This is a genomic window from uncultured Brevundimonas sp., from assembly GCF_963977465.1.
Lineage (GTDB): Bacteria > Pseudomonadota > Alphaproteobacteria > Caulobacterales > Caulobacteraceae > Brevundimonas.
In genome coordinates, this window is sequence record NZ_CAXBOQ010000007.1 from 170,476 (window position 1) to 190,778 (window position 20,303).

Here is a 20,303-nt window from a genome sequence, read left to right on the forward strand (position 1 = left end):
CGCGTCAGGCCCTAACTAGCCGCCACCCATCTCCCACCCCTGGACATCCGATGGCTCTCAAGCCCCTCAAGACCGCCCTGATCTACGATTTCGACGGCACCCTGGCCCGCGGCAACATGCAGGAGGTCAGCTTCATCCCGTCGATCGGCATGACGCCGACCCAGTTCTGGAACGAGACGGTCCAGCCCCAGACGGTCGCCTCCGACGGCGACGGCATCCTGATGTATATGCAGATGATGCTGCAGGTCGCCCGCGACCAGGGCCAGCCGGTGACCCGCAAGGCGCTGCGCGACCACGGTCAGGACGTGGCCCTGTTCGAGGGGCTGCGCGACCTCAGCTGGTTCGACCGGATGAATGCCTTCGGGGCCCAGTACGGACTGGACGTCGAGCACTACATCATCTCCGCCGGCCTGACCGAGATGATCGAGGGCTGCCCGATCCACCCGGCCTTCGAACACGTGTTCGCATCGAAATATGTCTATGACGCCGACGATGTCGCCGTCTGGCCGGCGGTCGGCGTCAACTACACGACCAAGACCCAATACCTGTTCCGCATCAACAAGGGCGTCCACAACCACTGGGACGACGAGCGCATCAACCGCTTCATCCCCGACGACGAGCGGCCGGTGCCGTTCGAGCGGATGATCTTCCTCGGCGACGGCGACACCGATGTGCCGACCATGAAGATGATGCACACCAAGGGCGGCTTCTCGATCGCCGTCTATGACCCCGACAGCACGCCGCGCGACCGCGACAAGGTGCACCGCCTGATCAGCGAGGATCGGGTTAATTTCGTCGCCGCCGCAGACTATCGCGAGGGCTCGGCCGTCGACCTGATCGTCAAGGGGCTGATCGGCCGTATCGCCGTCAACGCCGGACGCATGCCGGCCGACTGAGCCGGGTTGGACGGCGTCCAACCCAACCGATTGCGCCCTAGACCTCGTTCAGCGGCGTCTTCAGGAAGCGTCGCCCGGACGCCTCGGCCGGCGGCAGGGCCCCGGCGCGAATATTGATCTGCAGCGACGGCAGGATCAATTTTGGCGCGGCCAGGGTGGCGTCACGGGCTTCGCGCAGGGCAACGAATTCGTCCTCGGTCACACCGTCGCCGATATGGATGTTGTCGGCCTTCTGCTTCGCTACCGACGTTTCCCACTCATATTCAGTGCGGCCCTCCGGCAGATAGTCGTGACCGACAAACAGGCGCGTCTCGCCGGGCAGGGCGAGGATCTTCTGCATCGAACGGTACAGGGTGCGGGCGTCGCCACCTGGGAAGTCACAGCGCGCCGTGCCAAAGTCCGGCATGAACATGGTGTCGCCCACGAACAGGGCGTCGCCGACATGATAGCTGACACAGGCGGGCGTATGCCCCGGTGTGTGCAGTACTTCGACCTCCAGACTGCCCAGGGTGAAGGTGTCGCCGTCGGCATAGAGGGCGTCAAACACCACCCCGTCCGGCGACACATCGTGCGCCTCGAACAGGGTGGCGAAGGTCTTCTGGACCTTGGTAATGTTGGCCCCGATGCCCAGTGGGATGCCGGTCCGGGCGCGAATGTTGTCGCCCCCGCTCAGGTGGTCGGCGTGGGCGTGGGTATCCAGCACCCGCTCCAGCTTAAGGCCCTGCGCGGCCACGGCCGCCAGTACGGCGTCAATCGAGCCGGTCGAGGTCCGGCCGGTGGCGGCGTCAAAGTCCAGAACGGGGTCGATGATCATCGCGGCCTTGGTCGCGGGATCGCTGACCAGATAGGTGACGGTGTTGGTCTCGGGCTCGAAAAAGGCCTCAACGACAGGGCGCAACACCGGGGGGGATGACTGGGTCATGAAAAGCTCCTTGGGTTGGCCTTCTATATATTAGTACTTGCTAAATTAGCAATGGCTCATATATTGGCGGCATGCTCGATCTCGACACCCATCGTCTTGAACGCCTTGAGGCCAGTGCCGGCTCCGCCGCGCGGCTGCTCAAGGCCATGGCCAACGAAAAGCGCCTGATGATCCTGTGTCAGCTCGATGGTCGGGAGCTGCAGGTCGGCGAGATGCTGGCGCGGGTCAGCCTGTCCCAGTCGGCCCTGTCCCAGCACCTCGGCCTGTTGCGCGAGGAAGGTCTGGTCAGCACCCGACGTGAAGGTGTCGCCGTCTTCTACCGACTCGCAAACCCGGCCGTAGCCGAGGTGATCGCCACCCTGGCCGAAATCTATTGCCCCCCCGAAACCGAGGAACGAAACTCATGATCGTTGCGCTTGTCCCCCTGTCTCCCTCAGAGGTCGATGCCCGGTTGCAGGCCGGACAGGCCGTGCTGATCGACATCCGTGAACCCGACGAATTCGCTGGCGAACACATCCCCGGTGCCGCTCCGGCACCGCTGTCGGGGCTGGCCTCGACGGACCTGCCGGTGACGCCCGGACGCGAGGTCATCTTCATGTGCCGATCCGGCGGACGCACCAACGCCAATTGCGACCCGCTGGCTGCCCGGGTTCCGGGACAGGCTTTCGTTCTCGACGGCGGACTGGACGGCTGGAAACGCGCCGGCCTCGCCACCAGCAACTCCAACGGAAAGTAGACCCATGACCGTTCTCACTGCCCTTTCGGCCGCCGACGTCGCCGCGCGTATGAAATCCGGCACCGCCGTTCTGGTCGACATCCGTGAACGCGATGAATTCGCCCGCGAGCACATCCCGGGCGCAGCCGCGACCCCGATGTCCCTGTTCGAAAAGGCCGACCTGCAGATCCTGCCCGGCCGCGATGTGGTCTTCATGTGCCGCTCGGGCAACCGCACCCAGGCCAACTGCAATCAGCTGGCCTCCCGCGTCCCGGGTCAGGCCTATGTTCTGGCCGGCGGCATCGACGGCTGGAAGAAGGCGGGCCTGGCGACAAAGACCAATGACAAGGCCCCGCTGGAGATGATGCGTCAGGTGCAGATGGTCGCCGGCGGCCTGATCCTGACCGGGGCCGCCCTCGGCGTGCTGGTCCACCCCGCCTTCTGGGGGCTCGCCGCCTTCGTCGGGGCCGGCCTGTTCTTCGCCGGGGCCACAGGTTTCTGCGGCATGGCCCGGTTGCTGGCCGTCATGCCGTGGAACCGCAACGCTTTTCCGGCTGCCTGATCCATGTCCCCTGACCTGATCCAGTGGCTGCTGGCCATGCTCAGCGGCGGCATCGTCGCCCTGCTTCTGACCCTGTTCGGGGGCGGCGGCTCGGTGCTGGCCGTGCCGCTGCTGCTCTATATGGTCGGGGTGAAAGATCCCCACATGGCGATCGGCGTCTCGGCGGCGGGGGTGGCACTTAACGCCCTGACCGCCCTGATCGGCCACGCCCGCGCCGGACGGGTCCGCTGGCCCTGCGCCAGTTTGTTTGCCGTGGTCGGTGCTTTCGGGGCATGGGGCGGATCGAGTCTGGCCAAGATCATCGACGGCCAGCAGCTGCTGTTGTTCTTCGCCATCGCCATGGCAGCGGTCGGCCTGTCGATGCTGCGGCCCAAGCCCGAGAATGGCGGCCCGGATGTGCGGCTGACCAGGGCCCTGGTGCCGCGGGTCGGCGTCACCGCCGCGGGCGTCGGCACCGCCGCCGGCTTCTTCGGCATCGGCGGCGGCTTCCTGATCGTGCCCGGCATGATGGCGGCGACCGGCATGGGTCTGGCCCTGGCCCAGGCCTCCTCCCTGCTCAGCGTCGCGGCCTTCGGGGCCACCACCTCGTTCAACTACGCCCTGTCCGGCTGGGTCGACCTGCCGCTGGTTGCGGCCATGACCGTCGGCGGCGTCGCCGGCACCCTGCTGGGTCTGCCGATCTCACATCGGCTGGGCCAGAACGCCGCCCTCGGGCGTCGCCTGTTCGCCGGCCTGATCCTGATCGTCGCCGTCTATGTGGCGATCAAGGCCATCAGCGCCCTGCTATAAGCGACCCCGGCGACCGGGCACGCATCGTCAGATGACACCCGGTCGCCGGCGGCGGTCGAGCGGAGCCGTCATATCGGCCCGCACGCCCCCCGCCAGCATGTGCCGGGTCAGGCGTTCGAAGGCCTGCACGAAACCGGCCAGCCGGTCGCGCTCCGCCGCCGGCAGATCGGCCGGATCCAGCCCCATCAGTCCGGCCTCCTGCTCACAGCGCCAGTCCAGCACGACGTCAAAGCCCGGGGCCTTCAGGAACAGCAGGGCGTCGAACCGGGCGAACAGGTCACGATAGGGGCCGGCCAGCCGGTCATTGACCGCCCGCCGCCAGCGCCCGTCCGGGTCCTGATTCCGCTCCAGCGCATTGACCGGCTCCAAGAGATCGGCCTCATCCTGCGGCGTCGCCCCCAGACACCAGCCGTCCAGCAGGATCGCCGTCGGCCGCCCCGCGAACACCGGCCAGGCCTGCGGCGGCAGCCGGTCATCGGCCAGCTTGTCGAACGCCGGCAGCGCCGTGCGGTCGTCGGGTCCGGCGGCGGACAGGGCGGCGATCACCCGGTGCAGCAGGGCTAGGTCATGGGTCCCCGGTGGCCCCCGGATGGCGAACAGCGGATGCACGGTTTCCGCCAGCCCCTCGCGTTCGGCCCGGGTCAGATAGACATCATCCAGCGACAGATGCGCCGCCCCGGTACGGGCCGCGACCGCCCGCGCCAGAGTGGTCTTGCCCGAGCCCTGCGATCCGGCGATGGCGATCAGCGGCACGTGCCCGGGCCGGGCGTGTGCCGTGATCAACGTCTCCACGGCCTCGATCAGCCGCGGATCGATCATCTCAGTGCTGGTTTTCCGGTAGCCGCACGACCAGGCCGTCCAGCGCGTCCGAAACCCGGATCTGGCACGACAGGCGCGAGTTGGCCTCGACCTCCTCGGCGAAGTCGAGCATCGACTCCTCCATGGCGCTGGGCTTGCCGGTCGCCTCGCGCCAGACCTCGTCGACATAGACATGGCAGGTGGCGCAGGCGCAGGCTCCGCCGCAGTCGGCGTCGATGCCGGGCACATTGTTGCGGATCGCCCCCTCCATCACGGACAGGCCGGCCTTGACCTCGACCGCATGCTCGCGACCGTCATGTTCGATGTAGGTGATCTTCGCCATGGCACGCTCTTGGCAAAGCCGGACGAGAGAGGCAAGGCCATAGATTGATGCCAGCATCAATATATGGCATAAGACGCCATGCCCGCCGTGCGCAAAATTACCGCCATTCTGCCCGCTGATCTTCTGGATGCCGCCCAGAGTGCGACCGGTGCCGGCGTGACCGAAACCCTGCGGCAGGGGCTGGAAAGCCTGAAACGACGGGCCTTCGGGCGGAAGCTGCTCGAACTCCAGGGCACGATCGACTTCAGCGGCTTCGATCTCGATGAGCTCCGCGAAGACAAGGTCTATGGCCTGGACCAGACCGCCGAAACAGAATGATCTGCGCCGACACCAGCAGTTTGGTGCGAATTCTGGAAGGCCAGTCCGGCCCGGACATCGCGCTGATCACCCGGGCGGCCCAGAAGGGTGATCTCGTCGTCGCGCCGCCGACCGTGACCGAGCTTTTGTCCTATACGGAGGCCCGGCCCAGACTCGCCGATCTTCTGGCCATCGCCTCGGTATTGCCGCTTGAGGCGACGGCCTGGGAACGGGCCGGTCTGGCGCGACGCAAATTGAAACGACTGGGATTCCGCGCAACCCTCGCGGACGCCCTGATCGCCCAGTGCTGTATCGACGCCAGCGCGCCGCTGATCGCCCACGACCCCGATTTCCGCCATTTCGCCACCCACTGCGGGCTGACGCTCGCGGTCTGACCGCTAGCGGTCGCCAGCCTGCTGACGCGCCAGGGCCTCATAGCCACTAATCTGCGCCAGGGTCACGGCGGCATGGGCGCGCCTCTCCTCGGCCGGATCTTCCCTCATCGCGACGAGAAACCAACGCTTCGCAAGCGCCAACAACTCGATATCGACCGGTCCACGGGGCGCATTCGGGACCGCACGGAGAAGCGCCGCCTGCCCGGCCAGAGCAGCGGCATCCCGGCGGCCGGCCTCATAGGCCTTCTCCATCCACTTTCCGGCTGAGGCCAGATCAATCGGGCCGCCTTCGCCGTTCCAGGCCATGGCACCCAGATGGTAGGTGGCGTTGCGTTGCCGTTGTCCTGCCGCCCGTTCGTACCAGAGGCGCGCCATCGCATAGTCTTGGGGCACCCCACGCCCACTGCGATAGAAGTCTCCAAGATCGGTCTGGGCATTCGCGTCACCCATTTCCGCGCCCTGGCGGCAGAGTACGACCCCGCGTTCCGGGTCCGCCGGCACAGCTACGCCGGCCGCATAGATCAGCCCCAGTGCACACAGGGATCGGGCTGATCCGCCTTCGCCCGCCTGTCGATAGAGATCCATGGCGCGCGCCAGGTCGGTCGTCCCACCGTGTCCGTGTTCGTAGCATTCGGCGGTGAAATGGGCCGCTTCCGCCGAGACCGCCGCCCCGGATTCCCAGGCGCGACAGGCCAAGGGGAAGTCAGCGGGTCGCCCGTGCCCGCCCATGCCCAAGGCGGTAAAGCCGTCAAAAATGGCCCGCGCGCCCGGATTTCCGGCTTCTGCCAAACGCTGAAGCTCAGGATAATATTCCGCCGGCTTGAGCCCGGGGCGCAGGGCAGCGGTCAACGCCGGGTCGGTCGTCGGGCCGGATTGCGCCGTCGCCGGACTGGCGAAAACCGCCAACGCCAAGACCAGGCCCGCGCCGCTGGCAGCACGCATTACGCCGTCGCCGTCGCCGTCGCCTTCCTGCGGTCCGGGGCCACCATCAGCTTCTTGGTCTCGGCGATGGCCTTGGCCGGGTTCAGCCCCTTGGGACAGACCTGGGTGCAGTTCATGATGGTGTGGCAGCGATACAGTTTGAACGGGTCCTCGAGGTCATCGAGCCGCTTCTGGGTCGCATCGTCGCGGCTGTCGGCGATCCAGCGATAGGACTGCAGCAGGGCCGCCGGGCCGAGGTATTCGGTCTGGTTCCACCAGTAGCTGGGGCAGGAGGTCGAGCAGCAGGCGCACAGGATGCACTCGTACAGACCGTCCAGCTTCTCACGCTCGGCCGGGGTTTGCAGCCGCTCGGTCGTCGGGTCCGGTTCGTCCGACTGCAGCCACGGCTGGATCGAGTCGTACTGGGCGTAGAACAGGGTCAGGTCCGTCACCAGATCCTTGACCACCGGCTGGGCCGGCAGGGGCGCGATGGCGATGGTGTCGCCGGAACATTCGTCCCAGCCCTTGGTGCAGGCCAGGGTGTTGCGGCCGTCGATGTTCATCGAGCACGAACCGCAGATGCCCTCGCGGCACGAGCGCCGGAACGACAGGGTCGGGTCGATCTCGTTCTTGATGTGGATCAGGGCGTCCAGCAGCATCGGACCATGATCGGCCACCGGCACCTCATAGACGTCCCAGCGCGGGTCGGCGTCGACCTCGGGGTCATAGCGATAGACCTTGTAGGTCTTGACGTTGGTCGAACCGGGCGCGGCCTTGTGGACCTTGCCGGTGGTCGGCTTGGAGCCGCGCGGGAGGGTAAGCTGGACCATCTTCAGTACACCCGTGCCTTGGGCTCGATATAATCGATGTCCTTGGACATCGTGTAATTGTGGACCGGGCGGTAGTCGATCTTCACGCCGTCGGTCGGCGTCTTCCAGGCCAGGGTGTGTTTCATCCACTCGGCGTCATTGCGATCGGGGAAGTCCTCGCGGGCATGGGCCCCGCGCGACTCGGTGCGGTTCAGCGCGCCCTCGATCGTGACCAGCGCCTGATCGACCAGATTGTCGTATTCCAGCGTCTCGACCAGATCGGTATTCCAGATCAGGCCGCGATCGGTGGTCTTGATGTCGGCCCCGCGGGCGTGGATGTCGCGCAGCTTGGCGACACCCTCTTCCAGCGTCTTGCCGGTGCGGAATACGGCCGCGTCCGACTGCATGGCGCGCTGCATCTCGATGCGCAGCTTGGCCGTTGGAGTCGCACCCGAAGCGTTGCGGAAGCGGTCGAACCGGGCCAGGTGGCCGTCGGTGATCGCGGCCGGGGCGTCCGGCACCTTCGCGGCCTTATCGACCACCTCACCGGCGCGCAGGCCGGCGGCGCGGCCGAACACGACCAGATCGGTCAGGCTGTTGGAGCCCAGACGGTTGGCCCCGTGCACCGAGACGCAGGCGGCCTCGCCCACGGCCATCAGGCCGGGCACCACGGTGTCGGCATTGTCGCCGACCTTGGTCAGGACCTCGCCGTGATAGTTGGTCGGGATACCGCCCATATTGTAGTGGACCGTCGGCAGCACCGGGATCGGTTGTTTGGTCACATCGACGCCGGCGAAGATGCGGGCGCTCTCGGAAATGCCCGGCAGCCGCTTGTGCAGGATCTTCGGATCGAGGTGGTCGAGGTGCAGGTAGATGTGGTCCTTGTTCGGACCGACGCCGCGCCCTTCACGGATCTCGATGGTCATCGAGCGGCTGACCATGTCGCGCGGGGCCAGATCCTTCACCGACGGGGCATAGCGCTCCATGAAGCGCTCGCCCTCGGAATTGGTCAGATAGCCGCCCTCGCCGCGCGCACCCTCGGTAATCAGACAGCCCGCGCCATAGATGCCGGTCGGGTGGAATTGCACGAACTCCATGTCCTGCAGCGGCAGGCCGGCGCGCAGCACCATGGCATTGCCGTCACCGGTGCAGGTGTGGGCGCTGGTGGCGCTGAAATAGGCGCGGCCATAGCCACCGGTCGCCAGGATCACCAGCTTGGCCCGGAAGCGATGCATGGTGCCGTCGTCCAGCTTCCACGCCGTCACGCCGGTACAGGCCCCGTCCTGCATGATCAGGTCGAGACCGAAATATTCGACGAAGAACTCGACCTCGCGGCGCACCGACTGGCCGTACAATGTGTGCAGGATGGCGTGGCCGGTGCGGTCGGCGGCGGCGCAGGTGCGCTGCACCGGACCGTTGCCGTAGTCTCGTGTCATGCCGCCGAAGGCGCGCTGGTAGATCTTGCCCTCGTCGGTGCGGCTGAACGGCACGCCCCAGTGTTCCAGCTCATAGACGGCCTTGGGGGCCTCGCGGACCAGATATTCGATGGCGTCCTGATCGCCCAGCCAGTCCGACCCCTTGACGGTGTCGTACATATGCCAGCGCCAGTCATCCTCGCCCATATTGCCGAGCGAGGCCGAGATGCCGCCCTGGGCCGCGACCGTGTGCGACCGGGTCGGGAACACCTTGGTGACGCAGGCGACCTTCAGCCCCTGCTGGGCCGCCCCGAGCGCCGCGCGCAGGCCCGAGCCGCCCGCGCCGACGACGACGACGTCATATTCATGATCGACGAATTCATAGGTCGTCCCAGATACGGACATGCGCGATCAGGCTCCGAAACCGGCCGGCAGCGGCGCTGAGCCCAGCGCCAGCCGCACGATGAGGAAGACACTGGCGAAGGCCAGCACCAGACAGAGGACGGCGATCAGGGCCAGCAGGACCCCGCGCGTCGAGGGTTTGTGAATATAGTCATCGACGATGACCTTCAGCCCCAGGTTCATGTGCCAGAGACTGGCCAGCAGGGTCACGGCCAGCAGCACCGCATTGACCGGGCTCTGGAACCAGATCAGGGCCCCGTCATAGCCGCCACCGGCCAGCTGCGCCGCACTCCACAGACCCCAGAGCGTCAGCGGCACCAGGATCAGCGAGGACAGGCGCTCGGCCATCCACTCCCCGGCCCCGTGATGCTCGGACACCTTGACGCCCTTGACGAAAGTCTTGGTCGAACCGCTCACAGCGACACACTCCCGGACACGAACAGCCAGACCCAGAAGGCCACCCCGGCCAGCAAGCCGATCCAGATCGACAGGCTGGCCAGCAGACTGGCCGTCTTCGGCTCAAGGCCCGCGCCCGTGTCCCAGATCAGGTGACGGATGCCCGAGGCCAGGTGATAGGTCAGGGCCAGGGTCAGGCCGAACCAGACCAGCAGGCCCAGCGGCGAGGCCGACAGGCCGGTAAAGGTGGCATAGACCTCGGGGCCGAAGGCCAGGGCCAGCAGCCAGATCCCGACCAGGACCGCGCCGGCCGAAAGGGCACTGCCGCTGATCCGGTGCAGGATCGAGGCCGCCATCGTCACATGCCAGCGCCAGACCTGGAGATGGGGAGACAGGGGGCGGGACCGGCCATTGGGCTGGAGGACCGGGCGGTCGCTCTGGTCGTCGCCCGAGACCGGGAGGGGGCTCGTCATGCGAATGGTTCTCAAAACCGAAGGAATTCAATCGCCCGGAGGCGCATACAGGCTTTAGTGACCCCGGCGGCGGGGTGTCAACGAAGCCGGGCCCCCATCCCCCGTTCCGCGGCGGTTTTCAGGGGCGGTTTTGCCCCCTGCCTCGTCCCCGGGTGGAATTTTTGGTCCGGATGCGGCAGTCTGGGATGATGCTCCTTACCGTTGTTGCCGCCTCCACCGCCGCCCTTCTGCTTCAGGATCCCGGCGCGCGCGCCTATACGCCCGCCGCCGCCGCCGCGACCCGTCAGATCTACCGCCCCCCCGCCATCCGCCCGTTCGAGACCGCGCCCGGTCCCGGCGTCACCGACGTCGAGACCTTCTTCGACAAGGGCGTCACCGCTGCCGAGCGCAGCGCCGACGCCCGGGCCGGACCGCTGGACGGTCGCTGGCGGGCCCTGGGGTCCGACGGCCGCCCGCTGCTCAGCCTGGTGCTGCGTGATCCCGGTAACGGCACGGTCGAGGGGGCCTGGCGTCGGGGCGACGACGGCCGAGCCCGTCTGGTCAACGCCATTTCCGTCGAGGGCACCCGCGCATCGCTGGTGCTGGACCGGCACGGCACCCTGCGGCTGCAGCGCACCGGCAACGGCTGGCACGGCGAGTTCGTCCACAACGGCCAAGCCCGCCCCGTGACCCTGCACCGTCCCTGATCAGTCCGTAAGGCGCGCCACCACGGCGGCCCGCGCCGCCGCGTCATAAGGGCGCGCGCCATCCCGGCCCCAGACCGGATCGGGCCACAGGCCGTCGTCGCGCCGCCGCCCGACCACATGGACATGCAGCTGGGCCGTGACATTGCCCAGGGCCGCGACATTCAGCTTGTCGACCGGCCGCCCGGCCGCTTCGCCCAGCGCCCGCACACAGTTGCCGGCCCGGGCAATCTCTTCCATCAGTCGCGCCCGGTCCGCCGCCGACAGATCATCCAGCTCGACCGCCCCGGCCACGCGCGGGATCAGGATCAGCCACGGAAACCGCGCGTCGTCCTGCAGCCGGACCTGGCACAGGGGCCAGTCAGCGACGGGGATGGAGCCGCCCTCGAAGGCGGGGTCGACGGAAAAACCAGACATCATGGCTATCCGGTCGCGCGCGTCGCCGCCCGGGTCAAGCCTTCAGGCCCCCGAGCCCGCTTCCATCAGGAAGGCGTTCAGCTTGTTGCCGTCCGGATCGCGAAAATAGCCGGCGTAGAACGGCCCGCCGCGCGGCCCGGGCGGACCTTCGCAACTGCCGCCGTTGGCCAGGGCGATGTCGTACAGCCGCTGGACCTGCTCGCGCGACGACGCCTGCAGCGCCACCATCACCCCGTTACCGACCGTGGCCGGCTGGCCGTCGTGCGGTTTGGTCAGGCCGATCCCGGCCGCACCGTCGGGCGTACCCCAGGCGATGAAGGTCGGTTCCTCCATCATCCGCGGCGTGCCCAGTTCGGCGGCCAGCGCGTCATAGAATTTCGCCCCCCGCGCCAGATCATTGGTGCCCAGTGTCACATAGCCGATCATGTCGAAATCCCTCTCTTCAGATTACGCGGAGGCCGGAAGCCTAGCGCTATTTCGAACCGCCCTTCGGCAGTGTCTTCGCGGTGGCCTTCAGCGCCGCCAGCTCAACGTCGGCATCGGCCTGTCTCGTCCGTCTCCGGCGCTGGTCGAAGGCTTCATACGCCCGTTCGGCCGTGGACCTGGCGCTGCGGGCGTCGACCTGACCGCCGTGCGTCAACACGACCCGTCCGACGTTTCTCAAACTGTCATCCAGCCGGTCACACGCTTCGCTCATCGTGGTGAGCCGACCGATCTCAAGCTGATCCTCAAAGATGTCCAGCAGGATGGACGTGAGCCGGTTCAACTCCCGAATCTCGCCCGGGGCGAGGTAGTTCTTGGCCGTAACAGCGTCCGCCTTCCTGATCTCGGTCGTTGGCCAGGTCTGCAGCCCCATGGTCTCATGTGACCCGTCTGCGCGACTGGCCAGAATTTCCGACGGGGTCTGACTGACGACGGCATAGAAGAGCTTGGCCTGGGTTTGCTGGTAGAATTCGCGCGCCGCCTCGGACTTCGGATCATAGTCCTGACACATCGAACAGATGCGCCGCAGCTCCGCATAGACATTCGCCTCGGCGCTCCGGATGTCGCGAATGATGTCGCGAAGTTCGGAGATGCGGTCTTGCCCGCCGGGCCGTTTGAGCCGATCGACGTCGACCACGAAGCCGCTGGTGGCAAAGCGGACGAGCACGCCCGTGGCCCAGCGCCGGAAGACCGTGGCCTTGGCGGAGCTGACCCGGTAGCCGACCGAGATCACCATATCCAGACTGTAGAGGGTGCCCGGTCGCCCAAGCGGACTTGTTTGCAATTTCTGCAAAGAAGTCTCTTCGCTCAACTCGCCTTCTTCAAGGATGTTGGTGATGTGACGCGATACGACGGACACGTCGCGCCCGAACAATCCGGCCATCTGCCCTTGGGTCATCCAAAGAGCGTCACCGTCATAGCGCAGATCAACCCTGACGCCCTTGTCGTCGGTGTAAATCAGGAAACGGTCGCCGGTCTCCGCCTGTTCGATCAGGTGAACCGGTTCGACGGGGTCAGCCATTCAAGGAGGCCTTCGGTTTAAGGGGGCGCGTCCACCGGAACAGTGGACACGAACAAATCGGGAACGTCAACCGTTCGCCAGCCACCGCATCCGGCAGGCCATCATCGCCGTCTCGCCCAGCCGCTCGACCAGCCGCCAGTTGACCACGGCCCCAATCGGCGCGCCGACCACCGGGATCATCTGGGCCAGCTTGGCCAGGTCGATATGGTCGCGATACTCGATCTGGAACGTACGCCAGTCATAGTCCTCAATCACTTGAGGCTGGCCGATGTTCGCGATCCAGGCCTCCAGCGCGGCCAGGGCCTCGGGTCGCCGCGCGGCGCTGGCGAAGGCCAGATGGAAGATGTGCAACACGAACAGCCGTTCGCGCAACGAACCGCCGCCCCAACCATAGCAGCCGACCACCTCGCCCAGCATCCGCACCTTGATCGCCATCAGCGCCGGAAAATCCGCCGCCGCCAGCAGGAAGCCACCGGCTCCGGTTACCCCGCCCTCGACCCCGGCGGTATTGCGATAGCGCTTGATCCGTCGCCGGGCCCGGATCTCCCGCACCGCCAGCGATCCTTCCGCCAGCGGCCGCACCTTCAGCAGGTCGGAGCCGGTCATGATGCCGCCGGTCATGGCCTCGACCCCCGCGGTGACCACGGCATGCACCCGTTCGGGGATGGCGCGGTTGATCCGGACCTGGGCCCCGCGCGTGGTCCGGTCCCACAGGCCCGGCCCCTTCAACAGGCGCGCCCGCCAGGCCGTGACCGCAGCGCGCACGGCGGCCTCGTCGGTCACGGTGACCAGCCCGTCCGGCGTGTCGTCGGCGGCGATGAGTTCGGGGGTTCGGGTCACGGCGGCTCCGGCTGACGCGGCGTCACAGTTGCAGGCGAAAGCGCGCAGGGCTAGACCGCCGCGCAACGGCGCTTGTTACGCCGCCCCCTTCCTCCTGGAGACGACCCCTATGGCTCGCGCAAAAATCGCCCTCATCGGCGCCGGCATGATCGGTGGCACCCTGGCCCATGTGGCTGCGCGCGAAGCGCTGGGTGACGTGATCCTGTTCGACATCGCCGAGGGCACGCCCCAGGGCAAGGCGCTCGATCTCGCCGAAGCCACCGCCGTGATCGGCACCGACGTCGCCCTCAAGGGGGCCAATGACTATGCCGACATCGCCGGGGCCGACGTCTGCATCGTCACCGCCGGCGTGCCGCGCAAGCCGGGCATGAGCCGCGACGACCTGATCGGCATCAACCTCAAGGTCATGAAGGCCGTCGGCGAGGGCATCAAGAAACACGCCCCCAACGCCTTCGTCATCTGCATCACCAACCCGCTCGACGCCATGGTCTGGGCCCTGCAGCAGTTCTCGGGCCTGCCGAAGAACAAGGTGGTCGGCATGGCCGGCGTGCTCGACTCGGCCCGCTTCGCCTATTTCCTGTCCGAGAAGACCGGCGTTTCGGTCCAGGACATCAACGCCTGGACCCTGGGCGGTCACGGTGACGACATGGTGCCGATGGTGCGCCACTCGACCGTCGGCGGCCTGCCCCTGCCCGACGCGGTCAAGGCCGGCTTCATGACCCAGGCCGAGCTGGACGCCATCGTCGAGCGCACCCGCAAGGGTGGCGGCGAGATCGTGGCCCTGCTCAAGACCGGTTCGGCCTTCTATGCCCCGGCCGAGAGCGCCATCGCCATGGCCCGCTCCTACCTGCTGGACCAGAAGCGCGTCCTGCCCTGCGCCGTCTGGCTGTCAGGCGAATACGGCCTGAAAGACCTCTACGTCGGCGTGCCCGCCCTGATCGGCGCCGGCGGTGTCGAGAAGGTCATCGAATTCACGACCAATGCCGAGGAAAAGGCGATGTTCGAGAAGTCCGTCGCCTCGGTCCAGGGCCTGCTCCAGGCCTGCAAGGATATTGATTCCTCGCTCGTCTAAAAATCCCACCTCAATCCCGCTCATCCCCGCGAAGGCGGGGACCCAGTTCTTTTGTGGCGCAGGGTGCCAGGGACGGCCAGCAGCGGGTCGTCCGTATGGCCCATCATCCAAAACACTGGGTCCCCGCCTTCGCGGGGATGAGCGGGATCTGGTGCGGAGCCTTCTGACCGCGGCCCAACAAAAAGAGGCCCGCGGATCGCTCCGCGGGCCTCTTTTCTTGGATCGGTGACGGCCCTACTGGGCGGGGGCCGCCTCGGGCACGAAGAAGCCGACATGGGTGGCGAAGCTCGGCAGCACGCCGACCCAGACCGAGGTCGGATCGATCAGCTGCTCGGTCCCCACGCCGTTCACCAGCAGGACGTCATACTGGACGATGGCCGCGCCGGCCGCGCCGGCCGCCGCGCCGGGTGTGTAATAGGCCTTCAGGAAGCGGTGCTCGAGGTTCCACTGGTTGACCAGCTCGGCGGTGATCGTATCGTTGCTGAACGCCGCCATATACTGGATGTCGCCACAAACGTCGGCCTCACAGCCGTTGAAGAACACCAGCCAGGTCATCGGGCCGTCGGTGACGGTCACGGAAATCCGCCCGTCCTCGCGTGTGATCTCGCTGACCGAGGCCCCGACGCTGATCAGCCAGTCGCGCACGGCGGTGATGGCCAGCCCGGTCGGGACCTGGGCCGGAGCGGCCGGGGCGGCCTGATAGGCGGTCTGGGATACAGCTTCGGGCGTGGCAGCAAGCGCCGCCCCGGGGGCGGCCAGCATGGCGGCGGTAGCGAGAGCGGCGGCGAAACGACGGTGGATCATGGTGGGAACTCCGGTTTGCCCCACCCTAACCCTCAGTCACGCGATTGCGCCAGCCAGTCGGCACTGGTCATTTCATGCAGGCGCGAGGCGGTGCGCGCGAATTCGAACGCTCCGTCCCCGACGGGATACAGGGCGTCCGGTCCGGCCGCGGCCCGCACCACCAGCCGCGCCTTCGCTTCGTACAGGGCGTCGACCAGGGTGACGAACCGCTTGGCCTCGTTGCGTTTGCCCGGGTCCAGCACCGGCACGGCGTCGAGGAACAGGGTGTGACAGCGTTCGGCGATGGCCAGATAGTCCTGTGGCCCCAGCGCCCGGCCGCACAGTTCGGCAAAGCTGGCCCAGGCCATGCCGCCGGCCGTGCGCTCGACCACCACCTCGCGACCGAGCACCGTCAGCTGCGCCGGTTCCTCGGGCTCGTCACCGCGCAGGTCTGCCCACAGGGTTTCGAACTCTGCGTCCCCGGTCGCAAACCACAGCCGCCCCGCCGCCATCCGGTCCAGCCGCCAGTCGCGTGTCCCCGCCACCTGCAACACCTCGCAGCGCTGGGTCAGCCGGTCGACGAACGGCAGGAACAGCTGGCGGTTGATGCCGTGCAGATACAGCTGGTCCGGGGCCCGGTTCGAGGTCACCGCCAGCACGACGCCTCGCTCGAACAGGGCGTCGAACAGCCGACCCAGCAGCATGGCGTCGGCGATGTCGGTCACCTGCAGCTCGTCGAAACACAGCAGCCGCGCTTCGGAGGCGATCAATTCCGCCACCGGCTCGATCGGATCGTCGCCCCTGTGGGTGCCGAACACCGCCTTGCGCTGCGTCTTGTCGCCCTCGCGCCACTGGCGGATCAGCCCGTGCACCCGGGCCATAAAGGCGTGGAAATGGGCCCGGTGCTTGAGCGGCTCGGGCGCGCAGGCGAAGAACAGGTCCATCAGCATGGACTTGCCGCGCCCGGGCGGCCCCCACAGATAGACGCCGGTCACCGTCGGCACCTTGCCGAAGCGGCCGCGCCGCTTCAGGTCATGGCTCAGCCGCGACAGCGCCACTATGGCCTCGTGCTGGGCCGGATCGGGGCTCAGCTGCCCCGACTGGATACGCTTGTCATAGGCGGCGCGAAGACGTGTGGGCATGGTCACGGGGCTTAGCGGTCCGGCGCGAGTCTGAAAAGCCGTTGCTTCGCGCCTGCGAAAGACCATATGCAGCGCCTACGGCCAGTTCCACCGCGCCTCCAGGTGATGAGCGGCCGCGTATTGAAGGAATTCCCCATGGGCTATCGCGTCGCCGTCATCGGTGCCACCGGCAATGTCGGCCGGGAAATGCTGAACATCCTCGAGGAGCTGAACTTCCCCGTCGACAAGATGCATGCCCTCGCCTCGCGCAAATCGCGCGGTATCGAGGTGGCCTGGGGCGATCGCACGATCAAATGCGAGGACATCGACACCTTCGATTTCAAGACCGTCGACCTGGTGTTGATGAGCGCCGGCGGCGACGTCTCGCGCGCCTGGTCCGAAAAGATCGGCAAACTGGGCCCGATGGTGATCGACAACTCCTCGGCCTTCCGTAAGGACCCCGACGTGCCGCTGATCGTGCCCGAGGTGAACCCCGACGCCATCAAGCTGGCGACGAAGAAGAACATCATCGCCAACCCCAACTGCTCGACCGCCCAGCTGGTGGTGGCCCTCAAGCCCCTGCACGATGCGGCGAAGATCACGCGCGCCGTGGTCTCGACCTACCAGTCGGTTTCGGGCGCCGGGAAAGAGGGCATGGACGAACTGTGGAACCAGACCAAGGCCATCTACGGCCTCGGCGACGCCACGCCGAAACTGTTCCCCAAACAGATCGCCTTCAACGTCATCCCCTATATCGGCAGCTTCCGCGATGATGGCTACACCGACGAGGAAGCCAAGATGTGGGACGAGACCCACAAGATGCTCGATCCCGACATCAAGCTGACCGTAACCTGCGTGCGGGTGCCGGTCTTCGTCGGCCACTCCGAGTCCATCAACCTCGAATTCGACCGCCCGATCAGCCCCGAGGAGGCGCGCGCCATCCTGCGCGAGGCCCCGGGTGTCCAGGTCATCGATAAGCAGGAACACGACGGCTACATCACCCCGGTCGACGCCGCCGGCGAACATGCCGTCTATGTCTCGCGCATCCGCAAGGATCACACGGTCGAGAACGGGCTCAACATCTGGGTCGTGTCCGACAACCTGCGCAAGGGGGCCGCGCTCAACGCCGTGCAGATCGCCCAGCTGCTGGACGAGACCGGCATGATCAAGCCCGCCGGTGGCTACCGCACTCTGACGGTCTAGGCTCCCGCCGATGCCGCCCGCGCCGCACGCCGAAGCCCGTGCCGCCCTGTTCGCCGGGGTCGCCTGCTATGTGATCTGGGGCCTGTCGCCGCTGGTCTACCAGCCGATGGGCGCGGCCGGGGCTGACGCCTGGGAGATCATGGGCCACCGCGCGGTCTGGGGCCTGATCTGGGCCGCCGCCCTGGTGCTGCTGGCCCGTCAGACGACCGGCGTTCGCCGCGCCCTGACCGACTGGCGCACCCTGCGCTGGCTGGTGCTGTCGACGCTGTTGATCGCCATCAACTGGGCGCTGTTCATCTGGGCGGTCAACAACGGCCATACGCTCGAGACCAGCCTCGGCTACTATCTCAATCCTCTGCTCAACATGGCCATCGGGGCCTGGCTGTTCCGCGAGCGCATCAGCCGCGCGGGCCTGTTCGCCATCGCCCTGGCCGCCATCGGCGTGGCCCTGCAGGCCGTGGCCCTGGGCCGGCTGCCGCTGATCTCCCTGACCCTGGCGGTGTCCTTCGCCGCCTATGGTGTGATCCGCAAACAGGTGAAGGCCGAGGCCCAGACGGGCCTGTTCGTCGAATGTCTGCTGATGGCCCCGCTGGGTCTGGCCTGGCTGGTCTGGCTGCATCTGCACGGAGCCGGCCATTTCGGCACCAGCCCGGACGCCACCTTCTGGCTGCTGATGGCCGGACCGATCACCGTCGGCCCGCTGGTGTTGTTCGCCTGGGCGGCGCGCCGCCTGCCGCTGTCGATGGTCGGCTTCCTGCAGTTCATCGCCCCGACGCTCAGCTTCATCATCGGCGTGGCCCAAGGCGAGAGCTTCACCTGGCTGCGCGGCATCTCGTTCGGCTTCATCTGGCTGGGGGCCGCCGTCTTCCTGTGGGCCGCCCTGACCCAGGCCCGCGCCGCCCGCACGGCGTTGAAGTCCCCGACAGGACCGGTTTAACTCCGCCGCGAGGCAGGAGAGACCGATGCACGGACCCCAACCCTGCGACGCCGGCCAGATCCAGGCGGTGTGCGCCCCGGCCGATGGCCCGGCTTCCGCTGCGACCCGCCGCTGGGTGCTGGTGGCCACGGTGCTGGGCTCCAGCCTGACCTTCATCGACGGTTCCGCCCTGGGCGTGGCCCTGCCGACGATCCAGAATGATCTCGGCGGCGGACCCGCGGCGACCCAGTGGGTGGTCAATGCCTATCTGCTGACGCTGGGGGCGCTGGTGCTGGTCGGCGGGGCGGCCGGGGACCGGTTCGGCCGCCGCCGGGTGTTCCTGATCGGCATCGGCCTGTTCGCCCTGGGCTCGGTCGCCTGTGCCCTGGCCCCCGACATCCACGCCCTGATCGCCGCTCGCGCCTTCCAGGGGGTCGGGGCAGCCCTGCTGACGCCCGGAGCCCTGGCCCTGATCGGCGCGACCTTTCCGCCGGACCAGCGCGGCCGCGCCTTCGGCACCTGGGCCGGGTTCGGGGCCCTGTTCGGCATGGTCGGTCCACTGATCGGCGGCTGGCTGGCCGACAGTCTGGACTGGCGTTTCATCTTCTGGATCAACCTGCCGTTGGCGGCCCTGACCTTCGTCATCGCCATGCGGACCGTGCCCGAAAGCCGCGACCCCGAGGCCCGGGGACTGGACTGGCCGGGCGCGCTGCTGGCCATGACCGGCCTCGCCGCCGTCACCTGGGCCCTGACCGCCGCGCCCGACCTCGGCTGGAGCTCGCCCCTGATCCTCGGCAGCCTGCTGGCCGGTCTCGCCGCCCTGGCCGGTTTCCTGGTGGCCGAGGCGCGCCAGTCGCACCCGATGATGCCGCTGGACCTGTTCCGGTCGCCGGTGTTCAGCGGCGTCAACCTGCTGACCCTGCTGCTCTATTTCGCGCTGGGCGGGGCCATGTTCTTCCTGCCCTTCGACCTGATCCGGGTCCACGGCTTCAGCGCCACCCTGGCCGGGGCCGCCATGCTGCCGTTCGCCGCCATTATGGGGCTGTTCTCGGGGCTGGCCGGCAAGCTGGCCGACCGCTTCGGCGCGCGGCTGTCGCTGTCACTGGGGCCGATTGTCGCCGGGGCCGGACTGGCCCTGCTGGCCTGGCCCGATCCGGGGGCCGGCTATGTCGACGGCCCGCTGGCCGGGATGACGGTGCTGGCCATCGGCATGACCCTGGCCGTGGGGCCGCTGACGGCCGCCGTCATGGGCGCGGTCGGGCCCGGCCAGACCGGCGTCGCCTCGGGCGTCAACAACGCTGTAGCCCGCGTCGCCGGCCTGCTGGCCATCGCCCTGCTGGGGGTCATCCTGTCGGCGGTGTTCGTCGCCCGGGCCGATACGCCCGAGGCCCGGGCCCTGCTGGGTCAGGTGATGGCCGGCGGCGATCTGGATACCGCCGCGACCGACGCCTTCCACACCGCCTTCCGCGCCGTGATGCTGACCTGCGCCGCCTGCGCCGTCCTGGCCGGGATCATCGGCGGTCTGACCGCCCCGAAACGGGTTCGGTAACACTCCCCCCTTCCGCTCATCCCCGCGGAAGCGGGGACCCAGTGTTTTGGGCGATGACCGCAACCGGTTTCACACCGCTCAT

Annotated in this window: 26 protein-coding genes; 12 read left to right on the top strand and 14 right to left on the bottom strand. The window is 67.6% G+C overall.

Translation table 11 applies throughout. The features are described 5' to 3' along the window. The first annotated feature begins 50 nt into the window (after window positions 1-50). On the top strand, window positions 51-896 hold the full coding sequence (locus AAC067_RS14940) for a haloacid dehalogenase-like hydrolase (protein WP_339933647.1): 846 nt from the start codon (window positions 51-53) through the stop codon (window positions 894-896). A 37-nt stretch (window positions 897-933) separates the two neighbouring features. Here AAC067_RS14940 and AAC067_RS14945 read toward each other — a convergent pair whose 3' ends face one another. Next, window positions 934-1,794, bottom strand: coding sequence for an MBL fold metallo-hydrolase (locus AAC067_RS14945; protein WP_339933684.1), 861 nt, complete (start codon window positions 1,792-1,794; stop codon window positions 934-936). A gap of 95 nt (window positions 1,795-1,889) precedes the next feature. On the opposite strand from AAC067_RS14945, the gene AAC067_RS14950 reads away from it, so the two are divergent. Genes AAC067_RS14950 through AAC067_RS14965 form a run of 4 tightly spaced genes read left to right on the top strand, consistent with a single transcriptional unit; the run spans window position 1,890 to window position 3,884 of the window. Continuing rightward, window positions 1,890-2,225: a metalloregulator ArsR/SmtB family transcription factor gene (locus AAC067_RS14950; RefSeq protein ID WP_339933648.1), complete on the top strand. Its 336-nt coding sequence runs from the start codon at window positions 1,890-1,892 to the stop codon at window positions 2,223-2,225. Continuing rightward, entirely contained in the window at window positions 2,222-2,554 is a 333-nt protein-coding gene (locus AAC067_RS14955) for a rhodanese-like domain-containing protein (RefSeq protein WP_339933649.1), read from the top strand. The genes AAC067_RS14950 and AAC067_RS14955 overlap by 4 nt, the downstream gene beginning before the upstream one ends. 4 nt (window positions 2,555-2,558) lie before the next feature. After that, window positions 2,559-3,095, top strand: a complete 537-nt coding sequence (locus tag AAC067_RS14960; RefSeq protein ID WP_339933650.1) for a rhodanese family protein — start codon at window positions 2,559-2,561, stop codon at window positions 3,093-3,095. Between the two features lie 3 nt (window positions 3,096-3,098). Next, window positions 3,099-3,884, top strand: coding sequence for a sulfite exporter TauE/SafE family protein (locus AAC067_RS14965; protein ID WP_339933651.1), 786 nt, complete (start codon window positions 3,099-3,101; stop codon window positions 3,882-3,884). Window positions 3,885-3,911: 27 nt separating this feature from the next. Here the strand turns inward: AAC067_RS14965 and AAC067_RS14970 are convergent, their stop codons facing one another. Both AAC067_RS14970 and AAC067_RS14975 read right to left on the bottom strand, forming a co-directional pair. After that, window positions 3,912-4,703, bottom strand: a complete 792-nt coding sequence (locus tag AAC067_RS14970) for a kinase (protein ID WP_339933652.1) — start codon at window positions 4,701-4,703, stop codon at window positions 3,912-3,914. Window position 4,704: 1 nt separating this feature from the next. Next, window positions 4,705-5,025, bottom strand: a complete 321-nt coding sequence (locus AAC067_RS14975) for a 2Fe-2S iron-sulfur cluster-binding protein (RefSeq protein ID WP_339933653.1) — start codon at window positions 5,023-5,025, stop codon at window positions 4,705-4,707. Between the two features lie 78 nt (window positions 5,026-5,103). Between AAC067_RS14975 and AAC067_RS14980 the strand changes: the two genes are divergently transcribed. After that, window positions 5,104-5,343, top strand: a complete 240-nt coding sequence (locus AAC067_RS14980) for a hypothetical protein (protein ID WP_339933654.1) — start codon at window positions 5,104-5,106, stop codon at window positions 5,341-5,343. After that, window positions 5,340-5,717, top strand: coding sequence for a PIN domain-containing protein (locus AAC067_RS14985; protein ID WP_339933655.1), 378 nt, complete (start codon window positions 5,340-5,342; stop codon window positions 5,715-5,717). Before AAC067_RS14980 ends, AAC067_RS14985 begins: the two co-directional genes overlap by 4 nt. Before the next feature lie 3 nt (window positions 5,718-5,720). On the opposite strand, the gene AAC067_RS14990 is transcribed toward AAC067_RS14985, so the two are convergent. From AAC067_RS14990 to sdhC, 5 genes are read right to left on the bottom strand one after another with little or no spacing between them, the layout of a single operon-like run. After that, window positions 5,721-6,659 carry a tetratricopeptide repeat protein gene (locus AAC067_RS14990; RefSeq protein WP_339933656.1) on the bottom strand — a complete coding sequence of 313 codons (939 nt, stop codon included), beginning with the start codon at window positions 6,657-6,659 and terminating at the stop codon, window positions 5,721-5,723. Continuing rightward, window positions 6,659-7,468 carry a succinate dehydrogenase iron-sulfur subunit gene (locus tag AAC067_RS14995; protein WP_339933657.1) on the bottom strand — a complete coding sequence of 270 codons (810 nt, stop codon included), beginning with the start codon at window positions 7,466-7,468 and terminating at the stop codon, window positions 6,659-6,661. Before AAC067_RS14995 ends, AAC067_RS14990 begins: the two co-directional genes overlap by 1 nt. Before the next feature lie 2 nt (window positions 7,469-7,470). Beyond that, complete coding sequence (gene sdhA, locus AAC067_RS15000; RefSeq protein WP_339933658.1) at window positions 7,471-9,267, bottom strand: succinate dehydrogenase flavoprotein subunit; 1,797 nt, start codon at window positions 9,265-9,267, stop codon at window positions 7,471-7,473. Between the two features lie 6 nt (window positions 9,268-9,273). Next, window positions 9,274-9,681: a succinate dehydrogenase, hydrophobic membrane anchor protein gene (gene sdhD, locus AAC067_RS15005; protein ID WP_339933659.1), complete on the bottom strand. Its 408-nt coding sequence runs from the start codon at window positions 9,679-9,681 to the stop codon at window positions 9,274-9,276. Further along, entirely contained in the window at window positions 9,678-10,133 is a 456-nt protein-coding gene (gene sdhC / locus AAC067_RS15010) for a succinate dehydrogenase, cytochrome b556 subunit (RefSeq protein ID WP_339933660.1), read from the bottom strand. Before sdhC ends, sdhD begins: the two co-directional genes overlap by 4 nt. 185 nt (window positions 10,134-10,318) lie before the next feature. On the opposite strand from sdhC, the gene AAC067_RS15015 reads away from it, so the two are divergent. Then, window positions 10,319-10,819 (top strand): hypothetical protein, encoded by a 501-nt coding sequence (locus AAC067_RS15015; protein ID WP_339933661.1) that lies wholly within the window; start codon window positions 10,319-10,321, stop codon window positions 10,817-10,819. On the opposite strand, the gene AAC067_RS15020 is transcribed toward AAC067_RS15015, so the two are convergent. The 4 genes from AAC067_RS15020 to AAC067_RS15035 all read right to left on the bottom strand — a co-directional run bounded on the left by AAC067_RS15020 (window position 10,820) and on the right by AAC067_RS15035 (window position 13,577). Beyond that, a complete protein-coding gene (locus tag AAC067_RS15020) occupies window positions 10,820-11,233 on the bottom strand; it encodes an HIT domain-containing protein (RefSeq protein ID WP_339933662.1) in 414 nt (137 codons plus the stop codon). Between the two features lie 42 nt (window positions 11,234-11,275). Next, complete coding sequence (locus AAC067_RS15025; RefSeq protein WP_339933663.1) at window positions 11,276-11,659, bottom strand: VOC family protein; 384 nt, start codon at window positions 11,657-11,659, stop codon at window positions 11,276-11,278. A 46-nt stretch (window positions 11,660-11,705) separates the two neighbouring features. Then, window positions 11,706-12,737, bottom strand: coding sequence for a RhuM family protein (gene rhuM / locus AAC067_RS15030; RefSeq protein ID WP_339933664.1), 1,032 nt, complete (start codon window positions 12,735-12,737; stop codon window positions 11,706-11,708). A 66-nt stretch (window positions 12,738-12,803) separates the two neighbouring features. After that, window positions 12,804-13,577, bottom strand: a complete 774-nt coding sequence (locus AAC067_RS15035; protein ID WP_339933665.1) for an EcsC family protein — start codon at window positions 13,575-13,577, stop codon at window positions 12,804-12,806. A 109-nt stretch (window positions 13,578-13,686) separates the two neighbouring features. Between AAC067_RS15035 and mdh the strand changes: the two genes are divergently transcribed. Then, window positions 13,687-14,649, top strand: coding sequence for a malate dehydrogenase (gene mdh, locus AAC067_RS15040; protein ID WP_339933666.1), 963 nt, complete (start codon window positions 13,687-13,689; stop codon window positions 14,647-14,649). A gap of 234 nt (window positions 14,650-14,883) precedes the next feature. Here mdh and AAC067_RS15045 read toward each other — a convergent pair whose 3' ends face one another. Together AAC067_RS15045 and zapE are read right to left on the bottom strand one after the other, a co-directional pair. After that, window positions 14,884-15,453, bottom strand: a complete 570-nt coding sequence (locus AAC067_RS15045) for a YbjN domain-containing protein (protein ID WP_339933667.1) — start codon at window positions 15,451-15,453, stop codon at window positions 14,884-14,886. A gap of 32 nt (window positions 15,454-15,485) precedes the next feature. Further along, window positions 15,486-16,574 (bottom strand): cell division protein ZapE, encoded by a 1,089-nt coding sequence (zapE, locus tag AAC067_RS15050; protein WP_339933668.1) that lies wholly within the window; start codon window positions 16,572-16,574, stop codon window positions 15,486-15,488. A gap of 135 nt (window positions 16,575-16,709) precedes the next feature. On the opposite strand from zapE, the gene AAC067_RS15055 reads away from it, so the two are divergent. Genes AAC067_RS15055 through AAC067_RS15065 form a run of 3 tightly spaced genes read left to right on the top strand, consistent with a single transcriptional unit; the run spans window position 16,710 to window position 20,221 of the window. Next, entirely contained in the window at window positions 16,710-17,756 is a 1,047-nt protein-coding gene (locus AAC067_RS15055) for an aspartate-semialdehyde dehydrogenase (RefSeq protein WP_339933669.1), read from the top strand. A 10-nt stretch (window positions 17,757-17,766) separates the two neighbouring features. Continuing rightward, window positions 17,767-18,693 (top strand): EamA family transporter RarD, encoded by a 927-nt coding sequence (rarD, locus tag AAC067_RS15060; protein ID WP_339933670.1) that lies wholly within the window; start codon window positions 17,767-17,769, stop codon window positions 18,691-18,693. A 25-nt stretch (window positions 18,694-18,718) separates the two neighbouring features. After that, window positions 18,719-20,221: an MFS transporter gene (locus tag AAC067_RS15065; protein WP_339933671.1), complete on the top strand. Its 1,503-nt coding sequence runs from the start codon at window positions 18,719-18,721 to the stop codon at window positions 20,219-20,221. The last annotated feature ends 82 nt before the right edge of the window (window positions 20,222-20,303 follow it).